Raw genomic sequence first — 22,937 nt, forward strand, 5'->3', positions numbered from 1 at the left:
TTTGCAGAACTTCAATCGGGCGGCTCCCCTGGAGCGCGGTGCGACGGCGATCAGACCAGGCCGCTGAGCTTCGGGGCCAGCAAGGCAGCCCCGAGAAACAGGCCATCCACGGCCACGGTGGTGGCCAGGGCGGCTGCAGCGATGTGCCAGGCCCTGTCCCGATGACCCCGCCAGGCCCAGTGGCAGCCTGCGCCGAGGGCGGCGGCCACGCCCAGCACCAGCAGCAGGCAGGGCGGTTGAAGCACGACCTGGGCGGCCGTTTGCAACAGCAACGCCGCCTGGTCGGGGGAGCCTGGACCACCGCGGGCCAGAGACGGATCACGCCGATGAGGGCCATCACGGCATCGGTGCAGGCGGTGCCCAGCAGCGAAGCGAGATAGAAACTGCAGGCCATGCGCCAACGACCGCCCAGACCGGTGAGAGCCAGGGGCAGGGCGAAGGCCTCGATCGGCAGGTGCCAGAGGGGATGCTCCCGGCACCAGCCCCAGAACAGGCACCCCGCCAGCCAGCTGCCGCTAAAGCCCACCAGCAAGGGGCCCGAGGTTTTCCAGGTCCCCCGTCCGAAGCGTTCCAGGCCCAGGCCGAGCAGCAGCAGCGGCAGGGTGAACAGGGCCGCGCTGAAGGGTTGAAGACGCACCCAGGGTGCCTGCAGAAACACCGGCAGCAGCACCAGAAGTGCTGCCAGCATGGGCAGGGAGTCGCGCTGACTAGAGAGTCGGACCGCCCTTGTTTGCGGGGCCGGAGGGGCCAGTGTGCGAGTGGACAAGGCCTCGGGCCGCTGTCGGGAGGGGGAGGAGCCAGGGTCCCGAACACCAGGAACATGAAGAAAGGTGTTCAACCTTAAGGGAGTCCCTGGCTCTGCCATCAGCGCCCGTCGCCATAGGGTCGGATCAACCACACGCTTCTCCGGTGCCGATTTCCGCCCTTACGCCAGCTCCCATGCTTGACCTGGCAACGGCCTGCTGGCATTTCCTGGTGCTTGGGGTGGTGCAGGGGCTGACCGAGTTCCTGCCGATCAGCAGCACGGCCCACCTCAAGGTGGTGCCTGTGCTGCTGGGTTGGGGCGATCCCGGGGTGGCCGTCACCGCTGTGATCCAGCTGGGCAGCATCGTCGCTGTGATCGCCTATTTCTGGCGTGATCTGGCTCTGGTGCTGGCGGGGGTGGCCAAGGCCTTCCGGGAGGGCAGTTGGGGTTCCACCGAAGCCCGGCTGGGTCTGGCGATCGCCATCGGCACCCTGCCGATCCTCGTGGCGGCGGCGGTGATCAAGAAACTGGTGCCCGATTTCGACCACTCGCCCCTGCGCAGCATCAGCTCGATCGCCATCGCCTCGATCGTGATGGCCCTGTTGCTGGCGCTGGCGGAGCGCTTTGGCCAGCGCCTCAAGCAGATCTCCCAGGTGCGCGGTCTCGATGGCCTGCTGGTGGGGCTGGCCCAGGCCCTGGCCTTGATTCCCGGTGTCTCCCGCTCCGGCAGCACGCTCACCGCCTCCCTCTTCGATGGCTGGCGCCGGGAGGATGCGGCCCGTTTCTCCTTTCTGCTGGGCATTCCTGCCATCACCCTGGCGGGGCTGGTGGAGCTCAAATCTGCCTTCAGCGTGCCGATCGCCGGCGGGGCGCTGCCGTTGTTGATCGGTGTGGTCTCCGCTGGCCTGGTTTCCTGGTGGGCGATCGCCTGGCTGCTCAAGTACCTGCAGAAGCACAGCACCTGGATCTTCGTGGGATACCGCCTGGTGTTCGGGCTGCTGCTGCTGGTCTGGACATCCCAGGTCGCGGCGGTCCCAAACTGAACCCCATCGCCCCAGCTCCGCCCCGTGTGGATTGAACCCTCCGCCGGAGTCGCCCTCGCCGCCGGCCAAGACCAACGGCTCCCCGCCCCTGCGGTGGTGGCCTCGGTGGAGCCGGGCTCCATCGGAGAGGAGCTGGGCTTTGAGCCCGGGGACCGACTGCTCAGCATCAATGGGAGCCGGCCGCGCGACCTGATCGATTACCAGGTGCTCAGTGCCGCCGAGGAACTGACCCTGGAGGTGGAGGATCCCAGCGGTGAACGGCACCTGCTCGAGATCGAGAAGGACCTCGACGACGGTCTCGGCCTGGGATTCACAGAGGCGCTCTTCGATGGCCTGCGCCAGTGCAACAACCACTGCGCCTTCTGCTTCATCGACCAGCAGCCTCCGGGCCAGCGCGCCAGCCTCTACCTCAAGGACGACGATTACCGCCTGAGTTTTCTCTACGGCTCCTACCTGACCCTCACCAACCTCGCCGCCGCCGACTGGCAGCGGATCGAGGAGCAGCGCCTTTCACCCCTGTTCGTCTCGGTCCATGCCACGGATCCCAAGTTGCGACAGCAGCTCCTGGTGAACCCCCGGGCGGGCCTGTTGATGGAGCAGTTGGGCTGGTTCGCCGAGCGCCGGCTGCAGATCCACGCCCAGGTGGTGGTCTGTCCGGGCCGGAACGACGGTGCGGCCCTGGAGCGCACCCTGCGGGATCTGGCGAGCCTGGCCAGTGGCCAGTGGCCGGCGGTGCTCTCGGCGGCGGTGGTTCCGGTGGGTCTGACGCGCTTTCGCCCCGACGGCGACGGGCTGATTCCCGTGGATCGGGCCTGCGCCCGGCGGGTGATCGAGTTGGTGGAGGCCCTGCAGCGAGAGTTTGAACCCCAGCTCCAGAGCCGCTTCACCTGGCTTTCCGATGAGTGGTACCTAATCGCCGGGCGCCCGTTGCCACCGCGCAGCAGTTACGAAGATTTGCCGCAACAGGAGAACGGCGTGGGGAGCATCCGAGCCTTTCTGGAGGCCCTGGATCATGCGACGCGGGAGTTGCCCGCCGCCCTGGAGCGGCCCCGTCGGTTGAGCTGGGTGGTGGGCCAACTGGTGGCCGAGGCCCTGCAGCCGGTGGTCGATCGGCTCAACCGGGTGGAGGGTCTGGAGCTTCGCCTCTATGGATTGCCGAGTCCCTACTGGGGCCAAGATCAAGTGGTGACAGGCCTTTTGACCGGTTCTGATCTGCTGGCGGGACTGGCCGGAAAGGACTTGGGGGAGGAGTTGCTTCTGCCGTCGGTGATGTTGCGACAGGGACAGCCGGTGTTCCTTGATGATCTAACCCTTGCTGAGATTCAGGAACGTTTGGTGGTGCCCATCAACCTTCTGAAGGGGGCGGATGATCTCGTGGCCGCCTGCCTGGTGTGTTCGCCGCAAACTCATTAAACTCAGCGTGCATATTTTGAAGGTATCTGGTGAGACGCTCGCTGTTGGCAGTTACTGCCTTGACCGGTACCTGTCTTGTCAGTGTGCAGCCGCTCGTTGCCTTCGCTCAGCCCACCAAGGAGCCCCAAGAGCTGTCAGCCGCCCGTGGTGGCGTTGAGATTCCGCCGCTGCCCCAGCTGATTGCCGAGGCCCCGTCTCCAACGGTGATTCCGGTGGTGGGCCAAGCCGCCACGCCAGCCGTTGCACCGGTGGCCGCCCTGGATGCTCCCCCGCCGCTGCTTGATCCCCCGCCCCAGGTGCTGCCCCTGGCTCCCAAAGTCAAGGGCCCCAGGCCCAAGTCCAACCCGGATGTGCTCGCCCCTGCCGCCACCAAGGTGCTTCCTGGGTTGGAGCGTCTCGTTGCCCCGAACTCCCTGGCCCTTCCCACCAAGCCCGAGCAAGTGGTGATCCGGGCGCTGCGGCCCCTGGGCCTGGTGGATGTCGAGAACCTGGTGGAGGTCAACAATTCAGACCTCAAGGCCGTCGCCTCCCAGGTGGACCAGGCCAAATCCAACCTGCGGGCTCAGATTTCCTCCTGGTACCCAAACATCCAGCTCACGGCCCAGAGCTTCCCCCAGCTGTTCAATCAGGAGTCCTACACCAGCCGCCCCAATGGCGGGTCTTTCTTTGCCGATGGCCTCACCCAAACCAAGCTGATCGGGGGGCCGGCACGGTTGGAATCACCTGGGGTCTGATCAATCCCCAGCGCGTTCCCCAGGTCGCCGCCGCCCGCGACCGCTACGAGAAAGCCAAGAACCAGTACCTCATCGCGCTCCGGGAAAAGAGGCTTGAAGCCGCTCAGCGCTACTTCGACCTTCAGCTCTCCGATGATCAGGTGCGCATCGGCCAGCAGTCCGTGCGGGCCTCACTGGTGAGCCTGCGGGATGCCAGGGCCCGCTATCAGGCCGGCGTAGCCACCAAGCTGGAGGTTCTTGAAGCAGAAACCCAACTGGCCCGCGACCAGCAGCTGCTCAACGGTGGCCTGGCCCAGCAGGCCATCGCCCGCCGGGCCCTGGCGGCCCTGCTCAACCTTCCCCAGAACGTCACCCCCACCGCCAAGGAGCCCCTGCGTGCCCTGGGCGTCTGGACCCCATCCCTCCAGGAGAGCATCGTGGCGGCCTATGCCTTCCGCGAAGAGCTCGATAATGCCCTGCTTGACATCTCCGTGTCCAACAGTGATGCCAACGCTGAAAAGGGCCGCGTGCAGCCGTTCCTGAACATCTTCAACAACTTCGGGTTGTCGCGCAACCGCGGGGTGGTCGACCCCAACGGTTTGAACACGATCAACACCACGAACATGAACGGCTATCAATACCAGGTCAACAACGCCGTCGGTCTGAACCTCAGCTGGAACCTGTTCGATGGGGGCCGTGCCAACGCCGAGGCCCGCCGCTTCAAGCAGCAGGCCGAGCAGAACACCTATCTGTTCGCCTCCCAACGCGATGCCATCCGGCTGCAGGTGGAGGACAGCTTCTACAGGCTGCTCCAGAACAACCGCAACATCCAGACCACCTCCCGCCAGGTGATCTCGGCCAGGGAATCCCTGCGTCTGGCCCGGTTGCGTTTCCAGGCCGGCGTCACCACCCAGCGGGAGGTGGTTGACAACCAGCGGGACCTGACCCAGGCCGAAGTGGCCTACTCCTCCGCTCTGGCCGACTACAACCGCCAGTTGGCTGAGATCCGTCGCCGCACGGGCCTCGATCAGATTGTGACCTGTCAACCCCGCTCCCTGCCGTCCACCATGCCTGACAACGGCGTCAACGTGCCGGTGCCCCCCGAGCCCCTGTTGCCCGCCTGCCTGGCCTCGTTCAAGTCCGCCGCCGGCGGGCCCCTGGGGCCCTAGGTGGCCTGCATTCTGCTGTTGTTCGAGTAAGCCGTGGCCCCCTCCGCCATGGCCCCTACGTACCCCCAGGTTTCCAGCGGAATGAAACTGCATCAGGTCCTTCGGCTCGGTCTGTTTCAGGCCTGCCTCGGTGCCTTGGCGGTGATCTTCGCCGGCCTGCTCAACAGGATCATGATCACGGAGCTCGGCATGCCCGCGGTCCTCGTGGGCGGGGCCTTGGCCTTTGAGCAGTTCATGGCCCCCACTCGGGTGTTGTTCGGCCATGTCTCCGATGCCCGTCCCCTGGGGGGCGCCACCGAACGCCTTACATCTGGATCGGCACACTGCTGTTCACCGGTTTGGCGGTGCTGGCCGTGCCGCTCATCTTTCAGGTGGCGTCGGCGTTTAATGGCGGCAGTCCAGGAGCCATGGCTGCTGGAGCCGCCGGGCTCTGCGCTCTCTTCGCCGCTTACGGCATTGGAATTTCCCTTGCCACCACCCCCTATCTCGCCCTGGTGATCGATCGCACCAGCGAGGCAGAGCGGCCCAGGGCGGTGAGTGTGATCTGGTCGATGCTCACCGTTGGCATCGTGGTGGGGGCCATCGCCATCAGCCTCAGCCTCAAGGGTCTCGATGGCGTGACCGATCCGGCCGTGCTGAAACCGGTGTTGCTGGCCTTCATCGCCAAGGCGGCCCTGATCGTGGTGGCGCTGACCCTGGTGGCCACCTGGGGGCTCGAAACTCCCCGTGGACCGTCGACCCTCAGCCGCGCCAACGAGCGCGACGATGCCGTCACACTTGCCCAGGCCTGGCAGTTGATCACCTGCAGCCGCCAGGTGCTGATCTTCTTCTTGTTTCTGGTGTTGTTCACCCTGGGGCTTTTTCTGCAGGATCCGATCCTCGAGAGCTACGGCGCCGAGGTCTTCGCCCTGCCGATCGCCGCCACGGCCGCGCTCAACGCCTTCTGGGGCGTGGGCACCCTGGTGGGTCTGGTGTTGGCGGGCCTGCTGATCGTGCCTTGGCTGGGTAAGTTCGCCACGGCGCGCCTGGGTTGTCGTCTGATCGTTGCGACGTTGCTGTTGCTGGTGGTCGCGGGCAGTCTTGCCAGTGTTCCGTTGCTGCGTGTGGCGATGGTGCTCTTCGGCCTCGCTGCGGGCATCGGTACCAATGGCGCCCTCTGCCTGATGCTCGATCTCACCCTCCCCGAGGTGGCCGGTACCTTCGTTGGGGTCTGGGGTCTGGCCCAGGCCCTCTCGCGGGCTGTCGGCAAGGTGGCGGGGGGGCTCTGCTCGACTTCGGACGCTGGCTGCTCCCTGGTCACGGACCCTTTGGCGCCTATGCCCTGGTGTTGCTGCTGGAAGTGTTCGTTGCCCTGGGTGCCCTCGTGCTGCTGGAGCGCGTCGACCTGCAGCAGTTCCGCCAGGACACCGGCCGCCGCCTCGCCCACGTTCTCTCCCTGGAGCTCGGATGACCACCACCCTTGCCACCTATCCACCTGAGCTGGCTCGGCTGGAAACCCTGGTGGATGCGGTCGCGGACCGCCAGCGTCAGGATTTTGGCCACATGGCCTCCGAGGCCAAGGCCGACGGAAGCCTGATCACCGCTTGCGACCGCTGGAGCGATGAAACCATCGTGCGCGGTCTTGGCGACGCCTTCCCTGGGGAGGGGGTGCTGAGCGAGGAGGGGGACCAGCACGTGCCCATCAGCTCGGCTTACTGGGTCGTCGATCCCCTCGATGGCACCACCAATTTTGCTGCCGGCATTCCCTACTGGGCGATCTCGATTGCCCGCTTCGAGGGGGACTGCCCGTGTGGGCCGTGCTGGATGTGCCCCCTGCGCCAGCGGATCATCGCCGTGCGAGGTCAGGGGGCCTGGCGCAACGGCAAGCTGCTGCAGCCCCCATCGCGACAGGCCGATGTGGCGGGGTGCGCCTCCCTGTGCAGCCGCTCCATCGGCGTTCTCCAGAAACTTCCCGACCGCCGCTTCCCCGGCAAGATCCGCTTGCTGGGCGTGGCCAGCTTGAACCTGGTGAGCGTTGCGATGGGGCAGACCGTTGCCGCCCTTGAGGCCACTCCGAAGATCTGGGATCTGGCGGCGGCCTGGCTTGTGCTCACGGAGCTTGAGTGCCCGATCCGCTGGCTGCTGATCGATCCCCAGGATCAGGCGCCTGGGGCCAATTTGGCCCATACCGACTATCCGGTGCTGGCGGCCCGCAGCGACTCCACGCTCGAGACCTTCCTCCCGTGGGCCAAGGCTCTGGTGGCTGGCTGAAGCCTGTGATACAGTTTTGGACTGCGCACCACCGAGAGGCGGAGCGCGGAGCCGAAAGCAGCGGATGGCGAGAGCCGATCGATGTTGTAGGTTGAAAAGGCGGTTGAGAGATCGCCGAGCCGGATGCCCTGAGAGGGGCGAACGGAGCACCTGGACAACCAAAAAGTTTAGGAACTGACGCTTTTGCTGCGTCATGTCTGCTTTGAACTGAAGGCGCTGATCCGTTTGGGTTGAGCGCTAAGGGGAGGAGCAAGATGTGGCCGAATAGCAGCAAAGGTGTGAGGTCCCGTCAAAAAACAAACTAGCGACGGGAGCTGGAATGGAAGATTAATTGATGTGTTTTCACGGACGCAGCGGTTGATAGAAGAAAACCACCCAGTGACTGTTGCGACCGGATCTGAGATCTGGAAAGTCATTTTACCAGTGAGAGCAAAGCGCAAGTTTTGGGATTGATGGTGAGATGCGCTCTCGAACCCTTTTTAAAAAGGAGGCCAATCACTAAAAGTAGTACGCCAGTGCTGCATTTTAGGGATCAGGCAACACATGTTGAGAATTGCGCGAGCAGTTTAAAAGGATATGTGACTACAACGGAGAGTTTGATCCTGGCTCAGGATGAACGCTGGCGGCGTGCTTAACACATGCAAGTCGAACGAACCTTCGGGTTAGTGGCGGACGGGTGAGTAACGCGTGAGAATCTGCCCTCAGGAGGGGGATAACGGCTGGAAACGGCCGCTAATACCCCATATGCCGAGAGGTGAAATGAATTTCGCCTGAGGATGAGCTCGCGTCTGATTAGCTAGTTGGTGAGGTAATGGCTCACCAAGGCTTCGATCAGTAGCTGGTCTGAGAGGACGATCAGCCACACTGGGACTGAGACACGGCCCAGACTCCTACGGGAGGCAGCAGTGGGGAATTTTCCGCAATGGGCGAAAGCCTGACGGAGCAACGCCGCGTGAGGGATGAAGGCCTCTGGGCTGTAAACCTCTTTTCTCAAGGAAGAAGAACTGACGGTACTTGAGGAATAAGCCACGGCTAATTCCGTGCCAGCAGCCGCGGTAATACGGGAGTGGCAAGCGTTATCCGGAATTATTGGGCGTAAAGCGTCCGCAGGCGGCCTTGAAAGTCTGTCGTTAAAGCGTGGGGCTCAACTCCATTTCAGCGATGGAAACTACAAGGCTCGAGTGTGGTAGGGGCAGAGGGAATTCCCGGTGTAGCGGTGAAATGCGTAGATATCGGGAAGAACACCAGTGGCGAAGGCGCTCTGCTGGGCCATAACTGACGCTCATGGACGAAAGCTAGGGGAGCGAAAGGGATTAGATACCCCTGTAGTCCTAGCCGTAAACGATGAACACTAGGTGTCGGGAGAATTATCCCTCTCGGTGTCGTAGCTAACGCGTTAAGTGTTCCGCCTGGGGAGTACGCACGCAAGTGTGAAACTCAAAGGAATTGACGGGGGCCCGCACAAGCGGTGGAGTATGTGGTTTAATTCGATGCAACGCGAAGAACCTTACCAGGGTTTGACATCCTGCGAATCCCTTGGAAACGAGGGAGTGCCTTCGGGAGCGCAGTGACAGGTGGTGCATGGCTGTCGTCAGCTCGTGTCGTGAGATGTTGGGTTAAGTCCCGCAACGAGCGCAACCCACGTCTTTAGTTGCCAGCATTCAGTTGGGCACTCTAGAGAGACCGCCGGTGATAAACCGGAGGAAGGTGTGGATGACGTCAAGTCATCATGCCCCTTACATCCTGGGCTACACACGTACTACAATGCTACGGACAAAGGGCAGCAAACTCGCGAGAGCTAGCAAATCCCATAAACCGTGGCTCAGTTCAGATCGTAGGCTGCAACTCGCCTACGTGAAGGAGGAATCGCTAGTAATCGCAGGTCAGCATACTGCGGTGAATACGTTCCCGGGCCTTGTACACACCGCCCGTCACACCATGGAAGTTGGCCATGCCCGAAGTCATTACTCCAACCCGTAAGGGAGGAGGATGCCGAAGGTGGGGCTGATGACTGGGGTGAAGTCGTAACAAGGTAGCCGTACCGGAAGGTGCGGCTGGATCACCTCCTAACAGGGATACAATACAAATTTCTAGTCCAGACATTTTTGTAGCTGGCTAGGGATTCTGTCATCTCGATGGATAATCGGTACCTCAACTGAGGAGAGGATAAAAATCAGTGTCAACGAAAGTTGAGATTAATTTGAGATCCTTTAATTCAGATTCAGTTCCTAAACTTTGTCTAGGTCACACCCCACAGAGGATTCTCCTGGGCCATTAGCTCAGGTGGTTAGAGCGCACCCCTGATAAGGGTGAGGTCCCTGGTTCAAGTCCAGGATGGCCCATTCGTGTTTGGGGGTTTAGCTCAGTTGGTAGAGCGCCTGCTTTGCAAGCAGGATGTCAGCGGTTCGAGTCCGCTAACCTCCACTGACCAACCCTTCCAAACAACGGGAGGTTTACTCTGTGTGTGATTGACTTTAGATTTGATCCGCTGCCTGCGGATTCCAGCTTCATTTCATTCCCATTGATCAGCCGATCAATAGCTTATCCAGCTGCCAATCATTGGCCTGCTTGATTGCCATGGGTTGAAACGACGCTGGGCTCCTTAACGAGTTCAGCAGAACCTTGACAACTGCATAGGAAAGTCTGTTAATTAAGCATCTCATAGATGCCTGACATTAACGTTCAAGCTTTGGTTTGATCCAGGCAATCACTGAGAGGTGATGGCTTGAGTTGAGCCGGGGTTTTGAGGCGTCAATGAGCAGGAAAATTCTTGAGCAAGAGCCGAGACTCCGCATCATTCCTCAAATGTCGCCGAGACAGGAGGGGTCTGATTCCTTGTTTCATACCACTAGAAGAACGCTGACATCAAGGCCAATCGAAAGATGCGCCAAGAAAAAAGCCAAGCTCTAGCCGGTGAAACTGGAAGAATCTGCTTACAACAGCAGCAATGTGATGTGGAGGTTAATTGGTCAAGCTACAAAGGGCTCACGGTGGATACCTTGGCACACAGAGGCGATGAAGGACGTAGTTACCTGCGATAAGTCTCGGGGAGCTGGAAACACGCTTTGATCCGGGAATTTCCGAATGGGGCAACCCCTAGAACGGTCCGCTGAATCTATAGGCGGACGCGAGCCAACCCAGCGAACTGAAACATCTTAGTAGCTGGAGGAAAGGAAAGTAAAAAACGACTCCCTCAGTAGCGGCGAGCGAACGGGGACGAGCCTAAACCGATGGTTTCGACCATCGGGGTTGTGGGACAGCAACGTGGACCAGGGAAGTTAGAGGAAGCGTTTGAATGGCGCGCCATAGAGGGTGAAAGCCCCGTACTCGAAAATGGAACTGGCCTAGCTGTATCCCGAGTAGCACGGAGCACGTGGAATTCCGTGTGAATCAGCGAGGACCACCTCGTAAGGCTAAGTACTCCTGTGTGACCGATAGCGCAACAGTACCGCGAGGGAAAGGTGAAAAGAACCCCGGGAGGGGAGTGAAATAGAACATGAAACCGTGAGCTTACAAGCAATGGGAGCCCGACTGATCGGGTGACCGTGTGCCTGTTGAAGAATGAGCCGGCGACTTATAGGCACTGGCAGGTTAAACCGGGAATGGTGGAGCCATAGCGAAAGCGAGTCTGAATAGGGCGATCGTCAGTGTTTATAGACCCGAACCCGGGTGATCTAACCATGGCCAGGATGAAGCTTGGGTAACACCAAGTGGAGGTCCGAACCGACTGATGTTGAAAAATCAGCGGATGAGCTGTGGTTAGGGGTGAAATGCCAATCGAACCCGGAGCTAGCTGGTTCTCCCCGAAATACGTTGAGGCGTAGCGTCTAGTGCTCCAGCAGGGGGGTAAAGCCACCGTTTCGGTGCGGGCTGCGAGAGCGGTACCAAATCGATACGAACTCTGAATACCCTGTGTGTAACTAGGCAGTCAGACTGTGGGGGATAAGCTCCATGGTCGAAAGGGAAACAGCCCAGACCGCCAGCTAAGGTCCCCAAATCAATGCTAAGTGATAAAGGAGGTGGGATTGCCCAGACAACCAGGAGGTTTGCCTAGAAGCAGCCATCCTCAAAGGAGTGCGTAATAGCTCACTGGTCGAGCGATCCTGCGCCGAAAATGAACGGGGCTAAGCATTGTACCGAAGCTGCGGATTAATTTGTTCTTTGGAACAGATCAATGGTAGGGGAGCGTTCCATGTGGGGTGAAGCGTTAGCGTAAGCGGGCGTGGACTGCATGGAAGTGAGAATGTCGGCTTGAGTAGCGAAAACATGGGTGAGAATCCCATGCCCCGAAACCCTAAGGGTTCCTCCGGCAGGCTCGTCCGCGGAGGGTTAGTCAGGACCTAAGGCGAGGCCGAAAGGCGTAGTCGATGGACAACAGGTCAACATTCCTGTACCTGTCATGTTTTGGGAAGGGGGACGGAGAAGGCTAGCCCAGCCAGATGTTGGTTACTGGTTCAAGCGTTCGAGGCGTTGAGAAGTGGCGAAAACACTTTGAGCTGAGGCGTGAGTACGAGCTTCTACGGAAGCGAAGTGGGTGATGTCATGCTTCCAAGAAAAGCCCTATACCCGTTAAGGCATGATGGCCTGTACCCGAAACCGACACAGGTGGGGTGGTAGAGAATACCGAGGGGCGCGAGGTAACTCTCTCTAAGGAACTCGGCAAAATGGCTCCGTAACTTCGGGAGAAGGAGTGCCACCGCAAGGTGGTCGCAGTGAAGAGGCCCAGGCGACTGTTTACCAAAAACACAGGTCTCCGCTAAGTCGCAAGACGACGTATGGGGGCTGACGCCTGCCCAGTGCCGGAAGGTTAAGGAAGCTGGTCAGCGAAAGCGAAGCTAGCGACTGAAGCCCCGGTGAACGGCGGCCGTAACTATAACGGTCCTAAGGTAGCGAAATTCCTTGTCGGGTAAGTTCCGACCCGCACGAAAGGCGTAACGATCTGGGCGCTGTCTCGGAGAGAGGCTCGGCGAAATAGAATTGTCTGTGAAGATGCGGACTACGTGCACCCGGACAGAAAGACCCTATGAAGCTTTACTGTAGCTTGGTATTGTGCCCGGGCTCGCAATGCGCAGGATAGGTGGGAGGCATTGATCATCAGCTTGTGGGTTGATGTGAGCCAACGGTGAGATACCACTCTTTGCGAGCTAGGGTTCTAACCCTCATCCGTTATCCGGAGAGGGGACAGTATCAGGTGGGCAGTTTGACTGGGGCGGTCGCCTCCTAAAAGGTAACGGAGGCGCGCAAAGGTTTGCTCAGGCTGGTTGGAAATCAGCCGACGAGTGCAAAAGCAGAAGCAAGCTTGACTGTGAGACCAACAAGTCGAACAGGGAGGAAACCCGGCTTTAGTGATCCGACGGTTCTGAGTGGAAGGGCCGTCGCTCAACGGATAAAAGTTACTCTAGGGATAACAGGCTGATCTCCCCCAAGAGTTCACATCGACGGGGAGGTTTGGCACCTCGATGTCGGCTCATCGCAACCTGGGGCTGAAGTCGGTCCCAAGGGTTGGGCTGTTCGCCCATTAAAGCGGTACGCGAGCTGGGTTCAGAACGTCGTGAGACAGTTCGGTCCATATCCGGTGCATGCGCAAGAACATTGACAGGAGTTCTCCCTAGTACGAGAGGACCGGGAGGAACGCACCTCTGGTGTACCAGTTATCGTGCCAACGGTAAACGCTGGGTAGCCATGTGCGGAGAGGATAACCGCTGAAAGCATCTAAGTGGGAAGCCCACCTGAAGATGAGTGTTCTCATGGCGTTAAGCCAGTAAGGTCACGGGAAGAACACCCGTTGATAGGCTCTATGTGGAAGCGCGGTAATAGCGTGAAGCAGAGGAGTACTAATAGACCGAGGGCTTGACCAAAACTCGAGCTCTAAAAGCTTTTTTCCAGGCGAAAGACATTCAGCTTTTCTTTTAAAGAGTTGGGAGTCTTTCTAGGCTATGCAGTTCTCAGGGTTCAACCTGGGAATGAAGAGAGGAGTCACCGAGAGGTGATTTCTATCCTGGTGTCCATGGCGCAGTGGAACCACTCCGATCCATCTCGAACTCGGTTGTGAAACGCTGCAGCGGCGACGATATTTGGGGGCAGCCCCCTGAGAAAATAGCTCGATGCCAGGTAAAACCTTCATTCCATCTTCTGGTTGATCTGCTTTGGTTTCCTTTTGGAAGCCTGAAATCAGCGATCTCCCTTGAAGCAGAAAGCCACCCCGGGGTGGCTTTTTTGTTGGGCGCTACTCTCCAACCATCGACCCCGAAAATCCAAGGTGTGGTTTTCAGTGCTGCATCCCGCTCGTCGATTCCGGCTGATGCGCCAAATCCGCCGGTTTCGATCGTTCTGGCTGGCTTATCGGCTTTGGTTGCAGATGGACTGCGTCGATCTCAGCGCCGCATTTGCTTATCACAGTCTGCAGTCTGTCTTCCCCGTTCTGCTGATCGCGTTATCGCTGGCAGCGAAGCTGTTGGGCCGTGATGAGGGCTTGGTTGAGCGCTTGCTCAACATCGTTTTCACCGTGCTGCCTAGTACGGCGATTCCGGTTTTGAAGCAACGCTATCGGCTTTTTGCGCCAGGGCGTGGGTGCTGGGCTGTTGGGTGTGGTGGTGCTGGTGTTAACCGCCAGCAATGCCTATCTCACGCTTCAACGGGGGGCGGATCGCCTCTGGTGGGATCGCTCCGTTGGGTTTGAGGGGTTGTCGTGGCTGGCTTTGCTGCGCCGCTATCTGCAGTTGCGGATCAAGGCCCTCGGCCTGGTGTCGTTGTTTGCTGTGCTGATCGTGGTGGATCAAGCATTCACCAATATGCGATTGCTGGGCTCTACCGGACTGCGAGACGGGTTACTAGCCATCTGGCCTTGGGCTCGCGGTATCCAGCAGCCCGTGTCCTGGGGGCTGGACTTGATCATTTCCCTAGGCCTCAGCGTTTCCGCTTCGCTCCTGTTGCTTTGGGTGTTGCCATCGCGTCGTGTCCCCTGGCGACCCCTGATCCCCGGGGCCGCGCTGATCGGGGTGTCGCTCACGTTTCTGAATCTGGTGCTGGGCCGTGTGCTGGTCACCCTGGGGATCCGGTTTCAGGCCTATGGACTGGTTGGCGGCGTCTTGGTGCTGAGTCTTTGGGTCTGGTTGGTGGGTGTGATCCTCTACTACGGCCAATGTCTCTGCGTCGTTCTCGATCGCCCCAACCGCGCCAGGATGGATTTCCCCTGAAGGCCTGGGCCAGCGGCGATGCAGCGCTCGAACACCTGGATCTGGTTGTTGTTGGCGGCCCTGCTGCTGTTGGCGCCTGGGCCGCTCGGGCGTTTCGTGCTCGATCTTGTGGGCGGCATCACCCTCGTATTGCTGCTGTTGCCGCTGTTGCTTGGAGCGGCGGGGTTCGTGGCGTGGCAGGTGATCCAGAAGCGCCTGCTCACTTGCCCAGCCTGTGGGTTCACGAGCATGGCCACCGACAGTTGCCCTGCCTGTGGCACGCCCTTCGGCGATGGCATCAATGCCAGGTCACCTGTTGATCAACTGGATGTCAGCAACGTCACTATCGATGTGGAGGTGGTAGAGGACAACTGAACAGCGCAGGAACAAATCTAGAGGCACCATGGCTTTTGCGTTAGCGCTCTTCAGGGGCGGGCAAGCTCCCTCAAGCCGGCGTTCCCTGAGATACAGAAACAGCGGCGCGCCGCAGGCAAAGGCCAACGTGACGCAGCTGAACAGCACCCAGGCCAGCCCGCGCATCTGCAGGCGCCGGCTTTCCTGCACCATCCAGATCACCACTGCCGTTGCGCCGATGGCCAGATCGCGCGATAGCGAACTCGCCGCCGGATTGGCATTGGCCAGTTGCACGAACAGCCCGAGGTCAAAGCTGGCGCCGTACTCGCGGATGAACGCAAGGTTGGACAGCCAGGGCAGGATCGCTCCAGCAATTGCCAGGGCGAGATAGAGCCATTTCACGGCTCGTGGGCCGCCGCTCGGGGGTGGCGTTGTCGGACGTCAGTTCGGTCGAGGGGGCCATCGTGGTTGCAGGGTTCAGCGGGACTCGGTCATTAAGGGGATTCAAGTCTTAGGGGGATTCCGGCATCGGTCCGGCAGCCTCGCTGCTGTCGTCCCACAGCAACAGGTCCTGTTCCACGCTTGCGAGCACGGTCTCGCAGCGCTCGATGTAGGCCCGTGCGCGCCGATACAGGCCGGTCATCTCTTCCACATCGAGGTCGTTGGCCTGGAGGGCGGCCAGGGTGAGTTGCAGAGCTGTTTGTGCTTCGTTGTAGGAGAGATCAGCCGCGGCCGTGGCGGCCGCGTTCTGCTCACTGCTGCCGGTTGTTTGTCGGGGTTTCGCCTTGGGCATGATTCAGCGTGACAGGGGTAGCTGGGCCTCGGCCTGAATGTCGCGCACCACGGCATTGGCGCGGCCATCCCGGAGCTGGACGACCACGGGGCTTCCCACGTGCAGCTGTTGGATCGACCGCACCAGGGTGCCATCGGGGCTGCGGAGCAGGCTGAAGCCGCGGGCCAGCTGGTGCTCGGGTGAGAGCGCTTGCAACAGATGCTGCGCCTGCAGCAGGTGCTGGCGCTTCGATGCCAGCAGGCCCTGGGGGTGGAGACCCACCAAGCGCTCGCGCTCCCGCCCCAGGCGTTGCCCCTCGGCCTGAAGCCGCCACTGCACCAGCTGACGCAGATGGCGCGCCTGCTGCCGCAATCCCTGGAGCGTGGCGTGGCGATCGGGCAACAGGGCGACCAGCGCGGCGGTGGGGGTGGCGGCCCGCAGGTCAGCCACGAGGTCGGCGATGGTGGTGTCGTCTTCGTGGCCAATGCCGCTCACCACGGGCACCGGGCAGGTCGCAATGCTGCGGGCGACCTCTTCGTTGTCGAACACCGCCAGATCTTCGCGGCTGCCGCCACCGCGGCCGATCACCACCGCCTCGATCCCCAGGGCCTCCGCCTGGCGCCCCAGCTGGTGCAGGGCGCGGCAGATCTCGGTTTGAACAGGGCCCTGCACGGGGATCGACACCACGAGCAGCCCGGTGGCGGGCCAGCGCTCCTGGGCGGTGCGCAGCATGTCGGCGAGGGCCGAGCTGGGGCGGCTGGTGAGCAGGGCAATCCGGCGCGGGAAGGGGGGCAGGGGCCTTTTGCGGGCCGGATCCAGCAGGCCTTCGGCCGTCAGCCGTTCTCGCACCTGCTCAAATTGGCGCAGCACGCTGCTGAGGCTGGGCCGGATGTCGAGGGCCTGAACGCACAGGCTGGCCCGGCTGCTCCAGAAGTTGAGCTTGCCCACCACCACGACGCCGTCGCCGTCTTCGGGAACAAAGCTGAGCTTGCCCAGTTGGGAGGCCCAGACCACCGCGGAGATCGAGGCCTGGTCGTCGACCAGCGTCATCCACAGATGGCCCTTCTTGAGCTGGGGGCGGCTGACGGTGGCATCCAGCAGGAAGTGGGGCGCAAAGCCGCGTTCCAGCAGGCTGGCCACGGCCCCATTCAGCTCCGCCACGCTGTAGCGCGGGATGGCGGGGCTGTCCCCTGTGCTCGTCATTGCTGCAGCTGGCGGTAGCAGCTCCACCAGTAGAGGCTCACCAATCCGGCGACCAGTGCCACCGCCTGGCCGATGGGATGGTCGATCCGGATCAGCCCTGCCGCACAGATCACCAGGGCGCTGCTCAGCAGCCTCGAGCCATCACGGCGGTTGTTGACGTAGAAACGGGCCAAGGTGGCAGCGCCGGAAGGGCCCAGTTTGGACCAGCCGCTTGCCCCCTGGCTTGACAGCTGGCGGGGCCTCCCTTTAGGCAGGGGGGCGGTCAGCGGTCTCCGTTATTACCACCCTGCGCGCGTCTACCGGTCCGTCCCTGCGCCAGCGCCTGCAGGCGCAGTTGTCGGCCCCCTTGCCGGAGCAGCCCGAGCTGGTGCTCGTCACCGATCTGGATGGCACCCTGCTGGGCGGATCACTCGCGGAGCGTCGCCGCTTCTACGCCTGGCTGGAGCAGCAGCGTGGCCGGGTGCTGCATGTGTTCTGCACGGGCCGCGACCTGGGCTCCGTGGCCCGGTTGCTGGCGGAAGACGAGCACGTGGGCCTACGGGCGCCGCATCTGGTGATCGGCGATGTGGGTTGCACCGTGGCCTGCGGAGCGAGCCTGGAGCCGCTGCCCCTGGCGGTGGATCCGATTGAGGCCCGCTGGCAGGGCAAGCCCGACCGTGTGCTGGCGGTGATGGCCGGGGCTGCGGGGGTTTCCCCCAGCCGATTAGCAGCCAGCGGAGGCTCGCCTACTACTACGACCCCGAATCCTTCGATCATGGCCTGATCGCCGAGCTGGAAGGCCCACGGTGTCGATTGCCTGCTCTCCGGATAACCGCTACCTCGATGTGCTCCCCGCCGGAGTCAACAAGGGCAGCACGTTGCAGGCCCTGGTGCGGGCCCTGGAGATTGATCCCGCCCTGGTCGTCACCGCGGGCGACACCCTCAATGACCTGGCCATGTTCGAAACCGGTCTGGCCGGGGTGATGGTGGGCAATGCCGAGCCAGCGTTGCGGGCGGAGGCCCACCGTTTGCGCGGCACCTACGTGGCCCGCTCCCCGGGTGTGAGGGAATCTGCGAAGGCTTGCACCACTTTGGATTTGGCCACTTGCTGCCCCAGCGCCAACGCTTGCCCTCCTGCAGGCGCGCCTTGGTGAGGGCCGTGGCCTGGGCCTGGCGCGGATCTTCCGGCCAGGGGTGCTTGGGGTAGCGCCCTGCAGCTCCTTGCGCACCTCCGGGTAGCTGTTCTGCCGAGAAGCCGGCCAGGTCTTGGGTGATGGCCGCCGGCCGGCCCGCTGGGGCGGTGAGCAGGTGTGCACCTGCTCACCGGCAGCTGGCCGTCGAGCACCGTGGGGTTGGCGCGGGCCCCGAACAGTTCCTGCAGCTATACCGCCAGCACCGGTTGGCCGCCTGTAGTCGAGGTTGACTGCACGGCCGGAAGGCACTGGTAAAGCGGGCGGCAGCAGCCGCTCCAGCTCCAGGCGCAGACTCCAGGCGCAGTCGCCCCAGAGGGCTTCAGCCAGGGGCAGGCCCTGAAGCTCGTCGCGGCTGCGCAGACCCAGCAGATGGGGGCCCAGCCAGTGCTCCAGGTCATCCAGCAGCTGGGGCAGGCTGCGATCGGGCCAGGGATCGCCCAGCTGCTGGTGGGCCAGGGTCAGGCGCTGCTGCAATTGGCGGCTGCTGCGATCCCACGGCAGCACCTCCAATCCCAGCTGCCGCAACCCGTCGAGTAGGGCGCTGCGGATGCGCTCGGGGTCGGCCTCTGCCCAGGGGCGGCGCTCCAGCACCAGGGCTCCGAGGCGGAGGCTGCGTTCGCAGCGCACCCGCTGGCTCTCCCCATCCCAGCGAGCCTCCAGCACTGTGCGCCCCTGGCCGCCAGGCTGCTCGGCGAGCTCCCGCAGCTGTTCGGGAACGAGGGGCACGGCCAGTTGGATGCGGGCATCCTGGCCCTGGCCATCCAGCTGGGCGATTGCCAATGCGGTGCAGGCCACCAGGGGGTCGTCAGGGTGGAGCACGGCCCCGCGGCCGCCGCTGAGCAGAAACCTGCCGGCTTGTCCGGGGCGTGCCAGGGCCAGCCGTTCGGGAAAAGGCCGCGGCCACCAGTTGGGCCACGGTGGTTGCGGTGGACGTGGTTGCGTTGGACGTCGTTGCGGTGGGGGCGGCTGCGGTCTGTGGTGGAGGTTTCTGCTGGGAGGGCAGCTGGCGCACCTGGCGGCGCAGCTGGGCCTGCAGCTGGCGCAGGCGTCGACGTGGCCCATCGGCGCCACCCGCCTGCCCCAGCCAGTCGAGGCGGCGCAGCAGATCACTGCCGGCCTCCTGGCGCGTCAGGGGATCGCGCTCGCTCAGCAGCACCGCCAGAGCGCTGGCCAGATCGAGTTGCCCGAGGATGCGCCCAGCAGCAGCAGCTGGGCCAGGCGCGGGTGCAGTCCCAGCTGGGCCAGCTGCTGACCATGGACGTTCAGTCGTCCTTGCGCGTCGAGGGCGCCGAGCTGCTCCAGGCGTTGGCGGGCCTCGTGCAGGGGGGCCGGTGCGGGCGGGTCGAGCCAGGTCAGGTCGGTGCCGAGGGGATCGCCCCATTGGGCCAGTTGCAGAGCCAGGGGCAGCGGATCCACGTCCAGCAACTCCGGTGGGTCGTAGGCGGGGCGCCGTTGCTGTTCGGCGGGCGACCACAGGCGCAGGCAGCGGCCCGGGCCCAGGCGCCCGGCCCGGCCGGCCCGTTGCTCGGCACTGGCCTGGCTGGCGGGCACGGTCACCAACCCGTCGAGTCCGCTGCCGGGATCGAAGCGGGTGCGGCGACTCAGGCCGCTGTCGAGCACCAGGGTGACGCCCGCGAGGGTCAGGGAGCTCTCGGCGATGGAGGTCGCCAGCACCACCTTGCCGGCCGGGTGGCGGGCTGGACCGATCGCGCGGCTCTGGGCGGCCAGGTGCAGGTTGCCGTGGAGGGGAACGCAGTCGATCTCCCCGCCCCAGGCGGTGGCGCTGATCGCCCGGCTGCAGGCTTCGATCTCGCGCAGCCCTGGCAGAAACACCAGCACCGTTTCGCCATCGCCCCGCTGGTCGAGCCAGTGCTGCTCCAGCCCCCGCACCACCTGCTGCTCCAGCCGCTCGCCCGGTCGCGGAGGCTGGTGGCTGATCGCGACCGGATGGCAGCGTCCCTCACTGCTGAGCACGGTGGCCTCCGGCAGTTGCACGGCCAGGGGGGCGAGGTTGAGGGTGGCCGACATCACCACCAGCCGCAGATCTGGCCGCAACAGCTCCTCACCTGGCGCACCAGGGCCAGGGCCAGGTCGGTGTCGGCGCCGCGCTCGTGGAACTCGTCGAAGATCAGGCAGTCGACCCCCTCGAGGGCGGGTTCGCGCTGCAGGCGACGCAGGAACAGGCCGTCGGTGAGCACCTCCAGGCGGGTGGCTGCCGACGTGCGGGATTCCAGCCGCACGCTGTAGCCCACCCGTTCCCCCACCGCTTCGCCCAGTTCGGCCGCCAGCCGCTGAGCCGCTGCCTTGGCGGCGAGGCGGCGGGGCTCCAGCATCCAGATCCGCCCGGAGCCCAATCCGGCCAACAGGGCCAGCGGCACCCGGGTGGTTTTGCCGGCGCCCGGCGGGGCCTGGAGCAGCACTGTTGCCCCCGGGGAGCAGGCTTCCAGCAGGGGCGCCAGCAGGCCATCGATGGGCAGGGGCGCTGGCGTGGCCGCCTCAGCGCACGTGGCGAACGCCATCAACCGGGTGGTAGGCCTCGCCGGTGAGCTCTTCGTACACAATCGCCGGCAGACCGGTTTCAAACATGGTCTGCAGGGCTTCTTTGAGGTAAGGGTTCCAGCCGCCCGTGCTCACCTTGCCGTGGCGCACGGTCCAGTCCCAGGTGCCCTGCAGGTCGCGGGGGATGCGGCCTTCGCGGTCGCGCCGGGCCACGAGGTCCTGGGATTCCACCAGGCCCACCAGGATCGGATCTTTGCCGTAGGCGGGGGTGATGCTGAGCTCGAGCCGGATCGGATCCTCTTTGATCAGCTTGAGGCGAAAACGCGGCGGCAGCTTGAGATTGCGCAGCACTGCAGCCACGATTCGGGTCCGTTGATCCACCGTCTGTCTCCGCTGAAAAGCACGTGCTCAACGGTGAGCCTATTCAGCTGGGGTCACCGGGGTAAGCAGGCTGTTCGTTGTCGCCACTGAAGCGCACGGTGAGCAAGTCTTCTTGGGTGAGCTGGCCGTCAGCGTCCAGCAATTCGGGATGGATGGTGAGCCGCCCGGTGCGGTCGTTGCCGGTTGCCGTTGTGATGGTGCTGCTGCCGGCCGCATCGCGATCACCGGGGCGCGGCACGGCCCGAAAGCCCTGGCCCATCACCTTGAATGCCTGCCAGAGCAGGACCAGGAAACAGGCGCCGTACAGAAGCGGGAAGAGCTGGGAGATCAAGGCGTTCATGGCCGGGGGTTGGCCGCAGATCAGGGGAGTCGTGTCGCCTCCCCATCATTGCCTGCTCTGTGCTGCTGGTGTTGGCCAGCATCCAGGCCCACAGGGTGGTGCAGGCGGCTCCGAAAGCCAGGAATGCAAGCAGGAGCCGCTCCATGTCCATGACTTGATGGAAATATTTACTAACTGTAGAGGTTTTGGCGCTGGCTGCGGCTCGCCGTGCTTGCTGGGGTCGCTGGCTCGTCTGGTGGGGATCTCCCCTGGTGGCTGGGGTGGATCTGCTTAGGGTTTCGCCAGTTGTTGTGCCGTGGTGATGGCTGGATTGCGTACTGGGCCTTGGCTGTGTTCCGGATCGCTCGCCGCGGGGCTGCTGGTGTCGGCGGGAGAAGGGGTGGTGGGGTTGGAGCCGGCCTGGGTGCTGGTGCCGCCCGTGCCCAGGGGGTTGTCGCGCCGAGTTTGGCCCGCCAGTCGTTTGTGGCGGCCGCCGTGCGCCGGGCCGGGCCAGCCGTGGTCACCATCGACACCGAGCGCACCGTGGTGGTGCCCGGGGTCGGTGGCGGGTTGCCGCGGGGCCTGCTCAACGACCCGCTGTTCCGCCAGTTCTTCGGCATGCCCCAGCTGCAGCAGCCCTCGCAACGCACCGAGCGCGGCACCGGCAGCGGCTTCATCTATCAGGCTGATGGGCTGCTGCTCACCAACGCCCATGTGGTGGAAAAGAGCGACCGGGTGACCGTGGGGATGCAGGACGGCCGCCGCCTACAGGGCACGGTGGTCGGATTGGATCGCCTCACCGACTTGGCGGTGGTCAAGCTGGCCGGCGGCGGCCCTGGCCAGTGGCGCCCCTGGGTAATTCCGACACGCTGCAGGTGGGCGAATGGGCCATTGCCGTGGGCAATCCCTTCGGGCTCGACAACACCGTGACGATGGGGATCATCAGCAACCTCAACCGCAATGCCAGCAAGCTCGGCATCACCGACAAGCGGCTGGACCTGATTCAGACGGATGCGGCCATCAACCCTGGTAATTCCGGCGGGCCCTTGCTCAACGCGGACGGCGAGGTGATCGGCATCAACACCCTGGTGCGCTCCGGTCCGGGGGCTGGCTTGGGGTTTGCGATCCCCATCAACAGGGCTAGGGAGATCGCCCGTCAGCTGGTGGCCACGGGTCGGGCTAGCCATCCAGTGATCGGCGTGGGCCTCGACGCAGTCAGACCCGGCGATGGCACGGGCCTGAGCCAGGGGGTGCGAGTGATGTCGGTGCAGTCAGGTAGCCCGGCGGCCCGGGCTGGCCTGCAGCAGGGCGATGTGATCGTGGCGGTCGGTGGACAAGCCCTTGCCAACCCACCCCAGTTGGTGGCCGCGGTGGAGCGGGCTGGAGTGGGGCAGCCTGCCGCTGAGCATCAACCGGGCCGGACGAGTGATTCAGATCACGGTGGTGCCGGCCCAGTTGGGTGTGACGCCTTAGCCCTCTTGCCCCCACTGGTGGGGGAGGCCTGTGGGGATCTTGGGTGGTGCGCCGAGCTGTTGGCGCATGACCCACTGGGTGGCGGCCTTTTGGCTGTGCCAGGCCTGCGGGAGCTGTTTGGCGATGCCCTGCAGGGCTTGGGGATCGGCGGTGGCCTCGATGGCTCTGTTCATCCGCTCCAGCTCAAATTGCTGGCCGAGGCTGAGGGCGAGTGGTTCGGACATGGCACGCACCGCTGGGAGCTGCTGGACGTTCC

20 protein-coding genes, 2 tRNA genes, 3 rRNA genes and 5 pseudogenes are annotated in these 22,937 nt (G+C 63.3%); 17 read left to right on the forward strand and 13 right to left on the reverse strand.

What is annotated here, in order from left to right; translation table 11 throughout:
- Positions 1-50 precede the first annotated feature (50 nt).
- A pseudogene (locus AAF143_RS08860) lies at positions 51-865 on the reverse strand (DUF3120 domain-containing protein).
- Between the two features lie 74 nt (positions 866-939).
- On the opposite strand from AAF143_RS08860, the gene AAF143_RS08865 reads away from it, so the two are divergent.
- The 14 genes and pseudogenes from AAF143_RS08865 to AAF143_RS08930 all read left to right on the forward strand — a co-directional run bounded on the left by AAF143_RS08865 (position 940) and on the right by AAF143_RS08930 (position 14,883).
- Positions 940-1,788 (forward strand): undecaprenyl-diphosphate phosphatase, encoded by an 849-nt coding sequence (locus AAF143_RS08865; protein WP_255010794.1) that lies wholly within the window; start codon positions 940-942, stop codon positions 1,786-1,788.
- A gap of 24 nt (positions 1,789-1,812) precedes the next feature.
- On the forward strand, positions 1,813-3,201 hold the full coding sequence (locus AAF143_RS08870; RefSeq protein WP_255010796.1) for a TIGR03279 family radical SAM protein: 1,389 nt from the start codon (positions 1,813-1,815) through the stop codon (positions 3,199-3,201).
- A gap of 83 nt (positions 3,202-3,284) precedes the next feature.
- Positions 3,285-3,935, forward strand: coding sequence for a TolC family protein (locus AAF143_RS08875; RefSeq protein ID WP_414026803.1), 651 nt, complete (start codon positions 3,285-3,287; stop codon positions 3,933-3,935).
- Positions 3,935-5,083, forward strand: coding sequence for a TolC family protein (locus AAF143_RS08880; RefSeq protein WP_414026911.1), 1,149 nt, complete (start codon positions 3,935-3,937; stop codon positions 5,081-5,083). The genes AAF143_RS08875 and AAF143_RS08880 overlap by 1 nt, the downstream gene beginning before the upstream one ends.
- Before the next feature lie 189 nt (positions 5,084-5,272).
- Positions 5,273-6,561: pseudogene (locus tag AAF143_RS08885) on the forward strand (BCD family MFS transporter).
- On the forward strand, positions 6,530-7,333 hold the full coding sequence (locus AAF143_RS08890) for an inositol monophosphatase family protein (RefSeq protein ID WP_414026804.1): 804 nt from the start codon (positions 6,530-6,532) through the stop codon (positions 7,331-7,333). Before AAF143_RS08885 ends, AAF143_RS08890 begins: the two are co-directional and overlap by 32 nt.
- A gap of 584 nt (positions 7,334-7,917) precedes the next feature.
- Positions 7,918-9,403 (forward strand): 16S ribosomal RNA (locus AAF143_RS08895).
- A 198-nt stretch (positions 9,404-9,601) separates the two neighbouring features.
- Positions 9,602-9,675 (forward strand) — tRNA-Ile (locus tag AAF143_RS08900).
- A gap of 9 nt (positions 9,676-9,684) precedes the next feature.
- A tRNA-Ala gene (locus tag AAF143_RS08905) sits at positions 9,685-9,757 on the forward strand.
- Positions 9,758-10,300: 543 nt separating this feature from the next.
- Positions 10,301-13,191: ribosomal RNA gene (locus AAF143_RS08910) — 23S ribosomal RNA — on the forward strand.
- A gap of 139 nt (positions 13,192-13,330) precedes the next feature.
- Positions 13,331-13,446 (forward strand): 5S ribosomal RNA (rrf, locus tag AAF143_RS08915).
- The 16S, 23S and 5S rRNA genes sit together here with 2 tRNA genes alongside, the layout of an rRNA operon.
- Positions 13,447-13,691: 245 nt before the next feature.
- A complete protein-coding gene (locus AAF143_RS08920; RefSeq protein WP_414026912.1) occupies positions 13,692-14,012 on the forward strand; it encodes a YhjD/YihY/BrkB family envelope integrity protein in 321 nt (106 codons plus the stop codon).
- Positions 13,924-14,529: a YhjD/YihY/BrkB family envelope integrity protein gene (locus tag AAF143_RS08925; RefSeq protein ID WP_414026805.1), complete on the forward strand. Its 606-nt coding sequence runs from the start codon at positions 13,924-13,926 to the stop codon at positions 14,527-14,529. Before AAF143_RS08920 ends, AAF143_RS08925 begins: the two co-directional genes overlap by 89 nt.
- A gap of 18 nt (positions 14,530-14,547) precedes the next feature.
- Positions 14,548-14,883: a hypothetical protein gene (locus tag AAF143_RS08930; protein ID WP_414026806.1), complete on the forward strand. Its 336-nt coding sequence runs from the start codon at positions 14,548-14,550 to the stop codon at positions 14,881-14,883.
- Here the strand turns inward: AAF143_RS08930 and AAF143_RS08935 are convergent.
- From AAF143_RS08935 to AAF143_RS08950, 4 genes are all read right to left on the reverse strand, one after another.
- Entirely contained in the window at positions 14,818-15,264 is a 447-nt protein-coding gene (locus tag AAF143_RS08935; protein ID WP_414026807.1) for a DUF2834 domain-containing protein, read from the reverse strand. The two genes, AAF143_RS08930 and AAF143_RS08935, sit on opposite strands and share 66 nt — an antisense overlap.
- 109 nt (positions 15,265-15,373) lie before the next feature.
- Positions 15,374-15,655 carry an exodeoxyribonuclease VII small subunit gene (locus tag AAF143_RS08940; RefSeq protein WP_254988860.1) on the reverse strand — a complete coding sequence of 94 codons (282 nt, stop codon included), beginning with the start codon at positions 15,653-15,655 and terminating at the stop codon, positions 15,374-15,376.
- A gap of 3 nt (positions 15,656-15,658) precedes the next feature.
- Positions 15,659-16,837: an exodeoxyribonuclease VII large subunit gene (gene xseA, locus AAF143_RS08945; protein ID WP_414026808.1), complete on the reverse strand. Its 1,179-nt coding sequence runs from the start codon at positions 16,835-16,837 to the stop codon at positions 15,659-15,661.
- The gene (locus tag AAF143_RS08950) at positions 16,834-17,010 is read right to left on the reverse strand and encodes a hypothetical protein (protein ID WP_198953905.1); all 177 of its coding nucleotides are present in this window, start codon (positions 17,008-17,010) and stop codon (positions 16,834-16,836) included. Before AAF143_RS08950 ends, xseA begins: the two co-directional genes overlap by 4 nt.
- 161 nt (positions 17,011-17,171) lie before the next feature.
- Here AAF143_RS08950 and AAF143_RS08955 point away from each other — a divergent pair, with 161 nt between their 5' ends.
- The gene (locus AAF143_RS08955; protein ID WP_414026809.1) at positions 17,172-17,600 is read left to right on the forward strand and encodes an HAD family hydrolase; all 429 of its coding nucleotides are present in this window, start codon (positions 17,172-17,174) and stop codon (positions 17,598-17,600) included.
- Positions 17,601-17,661: 61 nt separating this feature from the next.
- A pseudogene (locus tag AAF143_RS08960) lies at positions 17,662-17,811 on the forward strand (HAD family hydrolase); the annotation flags it as partial.
- Here AAF143_RS08960 and AAF143_RS08965 read toward each other — a convergent pair.
- From AAF143_RS08965 to AAF143_RS08995, 7 genes and pseudogenes are all read right to left on the reverse strand, one after another.
- Positions 17,759-18,124, reverse strand: coding sequence for an ATP-dependent helicase C-terminal domain-containing protein (locus AAF143_RS08965; RefSeq protein ID WP_414026913.1), 366 nt, complete (start codon positions 18,122-18,124; stop codon positions 17,759-17,761). The pseudogene AAF143_RS08960 and the gene AAF143_RS08965 sit on opposite strands and share 53 nt — an antisense overlap.
- A pseudogene (locus AAF143_RS08970) lies at positions 18,076-18,828 on the reverse strand (ATP-dependent helicase C-terminal domain-containing protein); the annotation flags it as partial. The pseudogene AAF143_RS08970 and the gene AAF143_RS08965, both read right to left, overlap by 49 nt.
- Positions 18,815-19,165 carry a hypothetical protein gene (locus AAF143_RS08975; RefSeq protein ID WP_414026810.1) on the reverse strand — a complete coding sequence of 117 codons (351 nt, stop codon included), beginning with the start codon at positions 19,163-19,165 and terminating at the stop codon, positions 18,815-18,817. The pseudogene AAF143_RS08970 and the gene AAF143_RS08975, both read right to left, overlap by 14 nt.
- The gene (locus tag AAF143_RS08980) at positions 19,156-20,037 is read right to left on the reverse strand and encodes a helicase-related protein (protein ID WP_414026811.1); all 882 of its coding nucleotides are present in this window, start codon (positions 20,035-20,037) and stop codon (positions 19,156-19,158) included. The genes AAF143_RS08975 and AAF143_RS08980 overlap by 10 nt, the downstream gene beginning before the upstream one ends.
- Positions 20,037-20,528 (reverse strand): DEAD/DEAH box helicase, encoded by a 492-nt coding sequence (locus AAF143_RS08985; protein ID WP_414026812.1) that lies wholly within the window; start codon positions 20,526-20,528, stop codon positions 20,037-20,039. The genes AAF143_RS08980 and AAF143_RS08985 overlap by 1 nt, the downstream gene beginning before the upstream one ends.
- Positions 20,506-20,889, reverse strand: a complete 384-nt coding sequence (locus AAF143_RS08990) for a hypothetical protein (protein ID WP_094561644.1) — start codon at positions 20,887-20,889, stop codon at positions 20,506-20,508. Before AAF143_RS08990 ends, AAF143_RS08985 begins: the two co-directional genes overlap by 23 nt.
- A 43-nt stretch (positions 20,890-20,932) precedes the next feature.
- On the reverse strand, positions 20,933-21,229 hold the full coding sequence (locus AAF143_RS08995) for a DUF2973 domain-containing protein (RefSeq protein ID WP_094561643.1): 297 nt from the start codon (positions 21,227-21,229) through the stop codon (positions 20,933-20,935).
- 399 nt (positions 21,230-21,628) lie between these two features.
- On the opposite strand from AAF143_RS08995, the pseudogene AAF143_RS09000 reads away from it, so the two are divergent.
- Positions 21,629-22,681 (forward strand): annotated as a pseudogene (locus tag AAF143_RS09000) (trypsin-like peptidase domain-containing protein).
- Here the strand turns inward: AAF143_RS09000 and AAF143_RS09005 are convergent.
- A complete protein-coding gene (locus tag AAF143_RS09005; protein WP_414026813.1) occupies positions 22,678-22,905 on the reverse strand; it encodes a hypothetical protein in 228 nt (75 codons plus the stop codon). The pseudogene AAF143_RS09000 and the gene AAF143_RS09005 overlap by 4 nt on opposite strands.
- Positions 22,906-22,937 lie beyond the last annotated feature (32 nt).

Source organism: Cyanobium sp. ATX-6F1, from assembly GCF_047395825.1.
Lineage (GTDB): Bacteria > Cyanobacteriota > Cyanobacteriia > PCC-6307 > Cyanobiaceae > ATX-6F1.

What these genes read in the sequence shown, in the direction of transcription:
- AAF143_RS08865 (WP_255010794.1), top strand. Translation starts at nt 940, where the DNA reads ATGCTTGACCTGGCAACGGCCTGCTGGCATTTCCTGGTGCTTGGGGTG.
- AAF143_RS08890 (WP_414026804.1), top strand. Translation starts at nt 6,530, where the DNA reads ATGACCACCACCCTTGCCACCTATCCACCTGAGCTGGCTCGGCTGGAA.
- AAF143_RS08920 (WP_414026912.1), top strand. Translation starts at nt 13,692, where the DNA reads ATGGACTGCGTCGATCTCAGCGCCGCATTTGCTTATCACAGTCTGCAG.
- AAF143_RS08930 (WP_414026806.1), top strand. Translation starts at nt 14,548, where the DNA reads ATGCAGCGCTCGAACACCTGGATCTGGTTGTTGTTGGCGGCCCTGCTG.
- AAF143_RS08940 (WP_254988860.1), bottom strand. Translation starts at nt 15,655, where the DNA reads ATGCCCAAGGCGAAACCCCGACAAACAACCGGCAGCAGTGAGCAGAAC.
- xseA (WP_414026808.1), bottom strand. Translation starts at nt 16,837, where the DNA reads ATGACGAGCACAGGGGACAGCCCCGCCATCCCGCGCTACAGCGTGGCG.
- AAF143_RS08980 (WP_414026811.1), bottom strand. Translation starts at nt 20,037, where the DNA reads ATGTCGGCCACCCTCAACCTCGCCCCCCTGGCCGTGCAACTGCCGGAG.
- AAF143_RS08985 (WP_414026812.1), bottom strand. Translation starts at nt 20,528, where the DNA reads ATGGCGTTCGCCACGTGCGCTGAGGCGGCCACGCCAGCGCCCCTGCCC.
- AAF143_RS08995 (WP_094561643.1), bottom strand. Translation starts at nt 21,229, where the DNA reads ATGAACGCCTTGATCTCCCAGCTCTTCCCGCTTCTGTACGGCGCCTGT.
- AAF143_RS09005 (WP_414026813.1), bottom strand. Translation starts at nt 22,905, where the DNA reads ATGTCCGAACCACTCGCCCTCAGCCTCGGCCAGCAATTTGAGCTGGAG.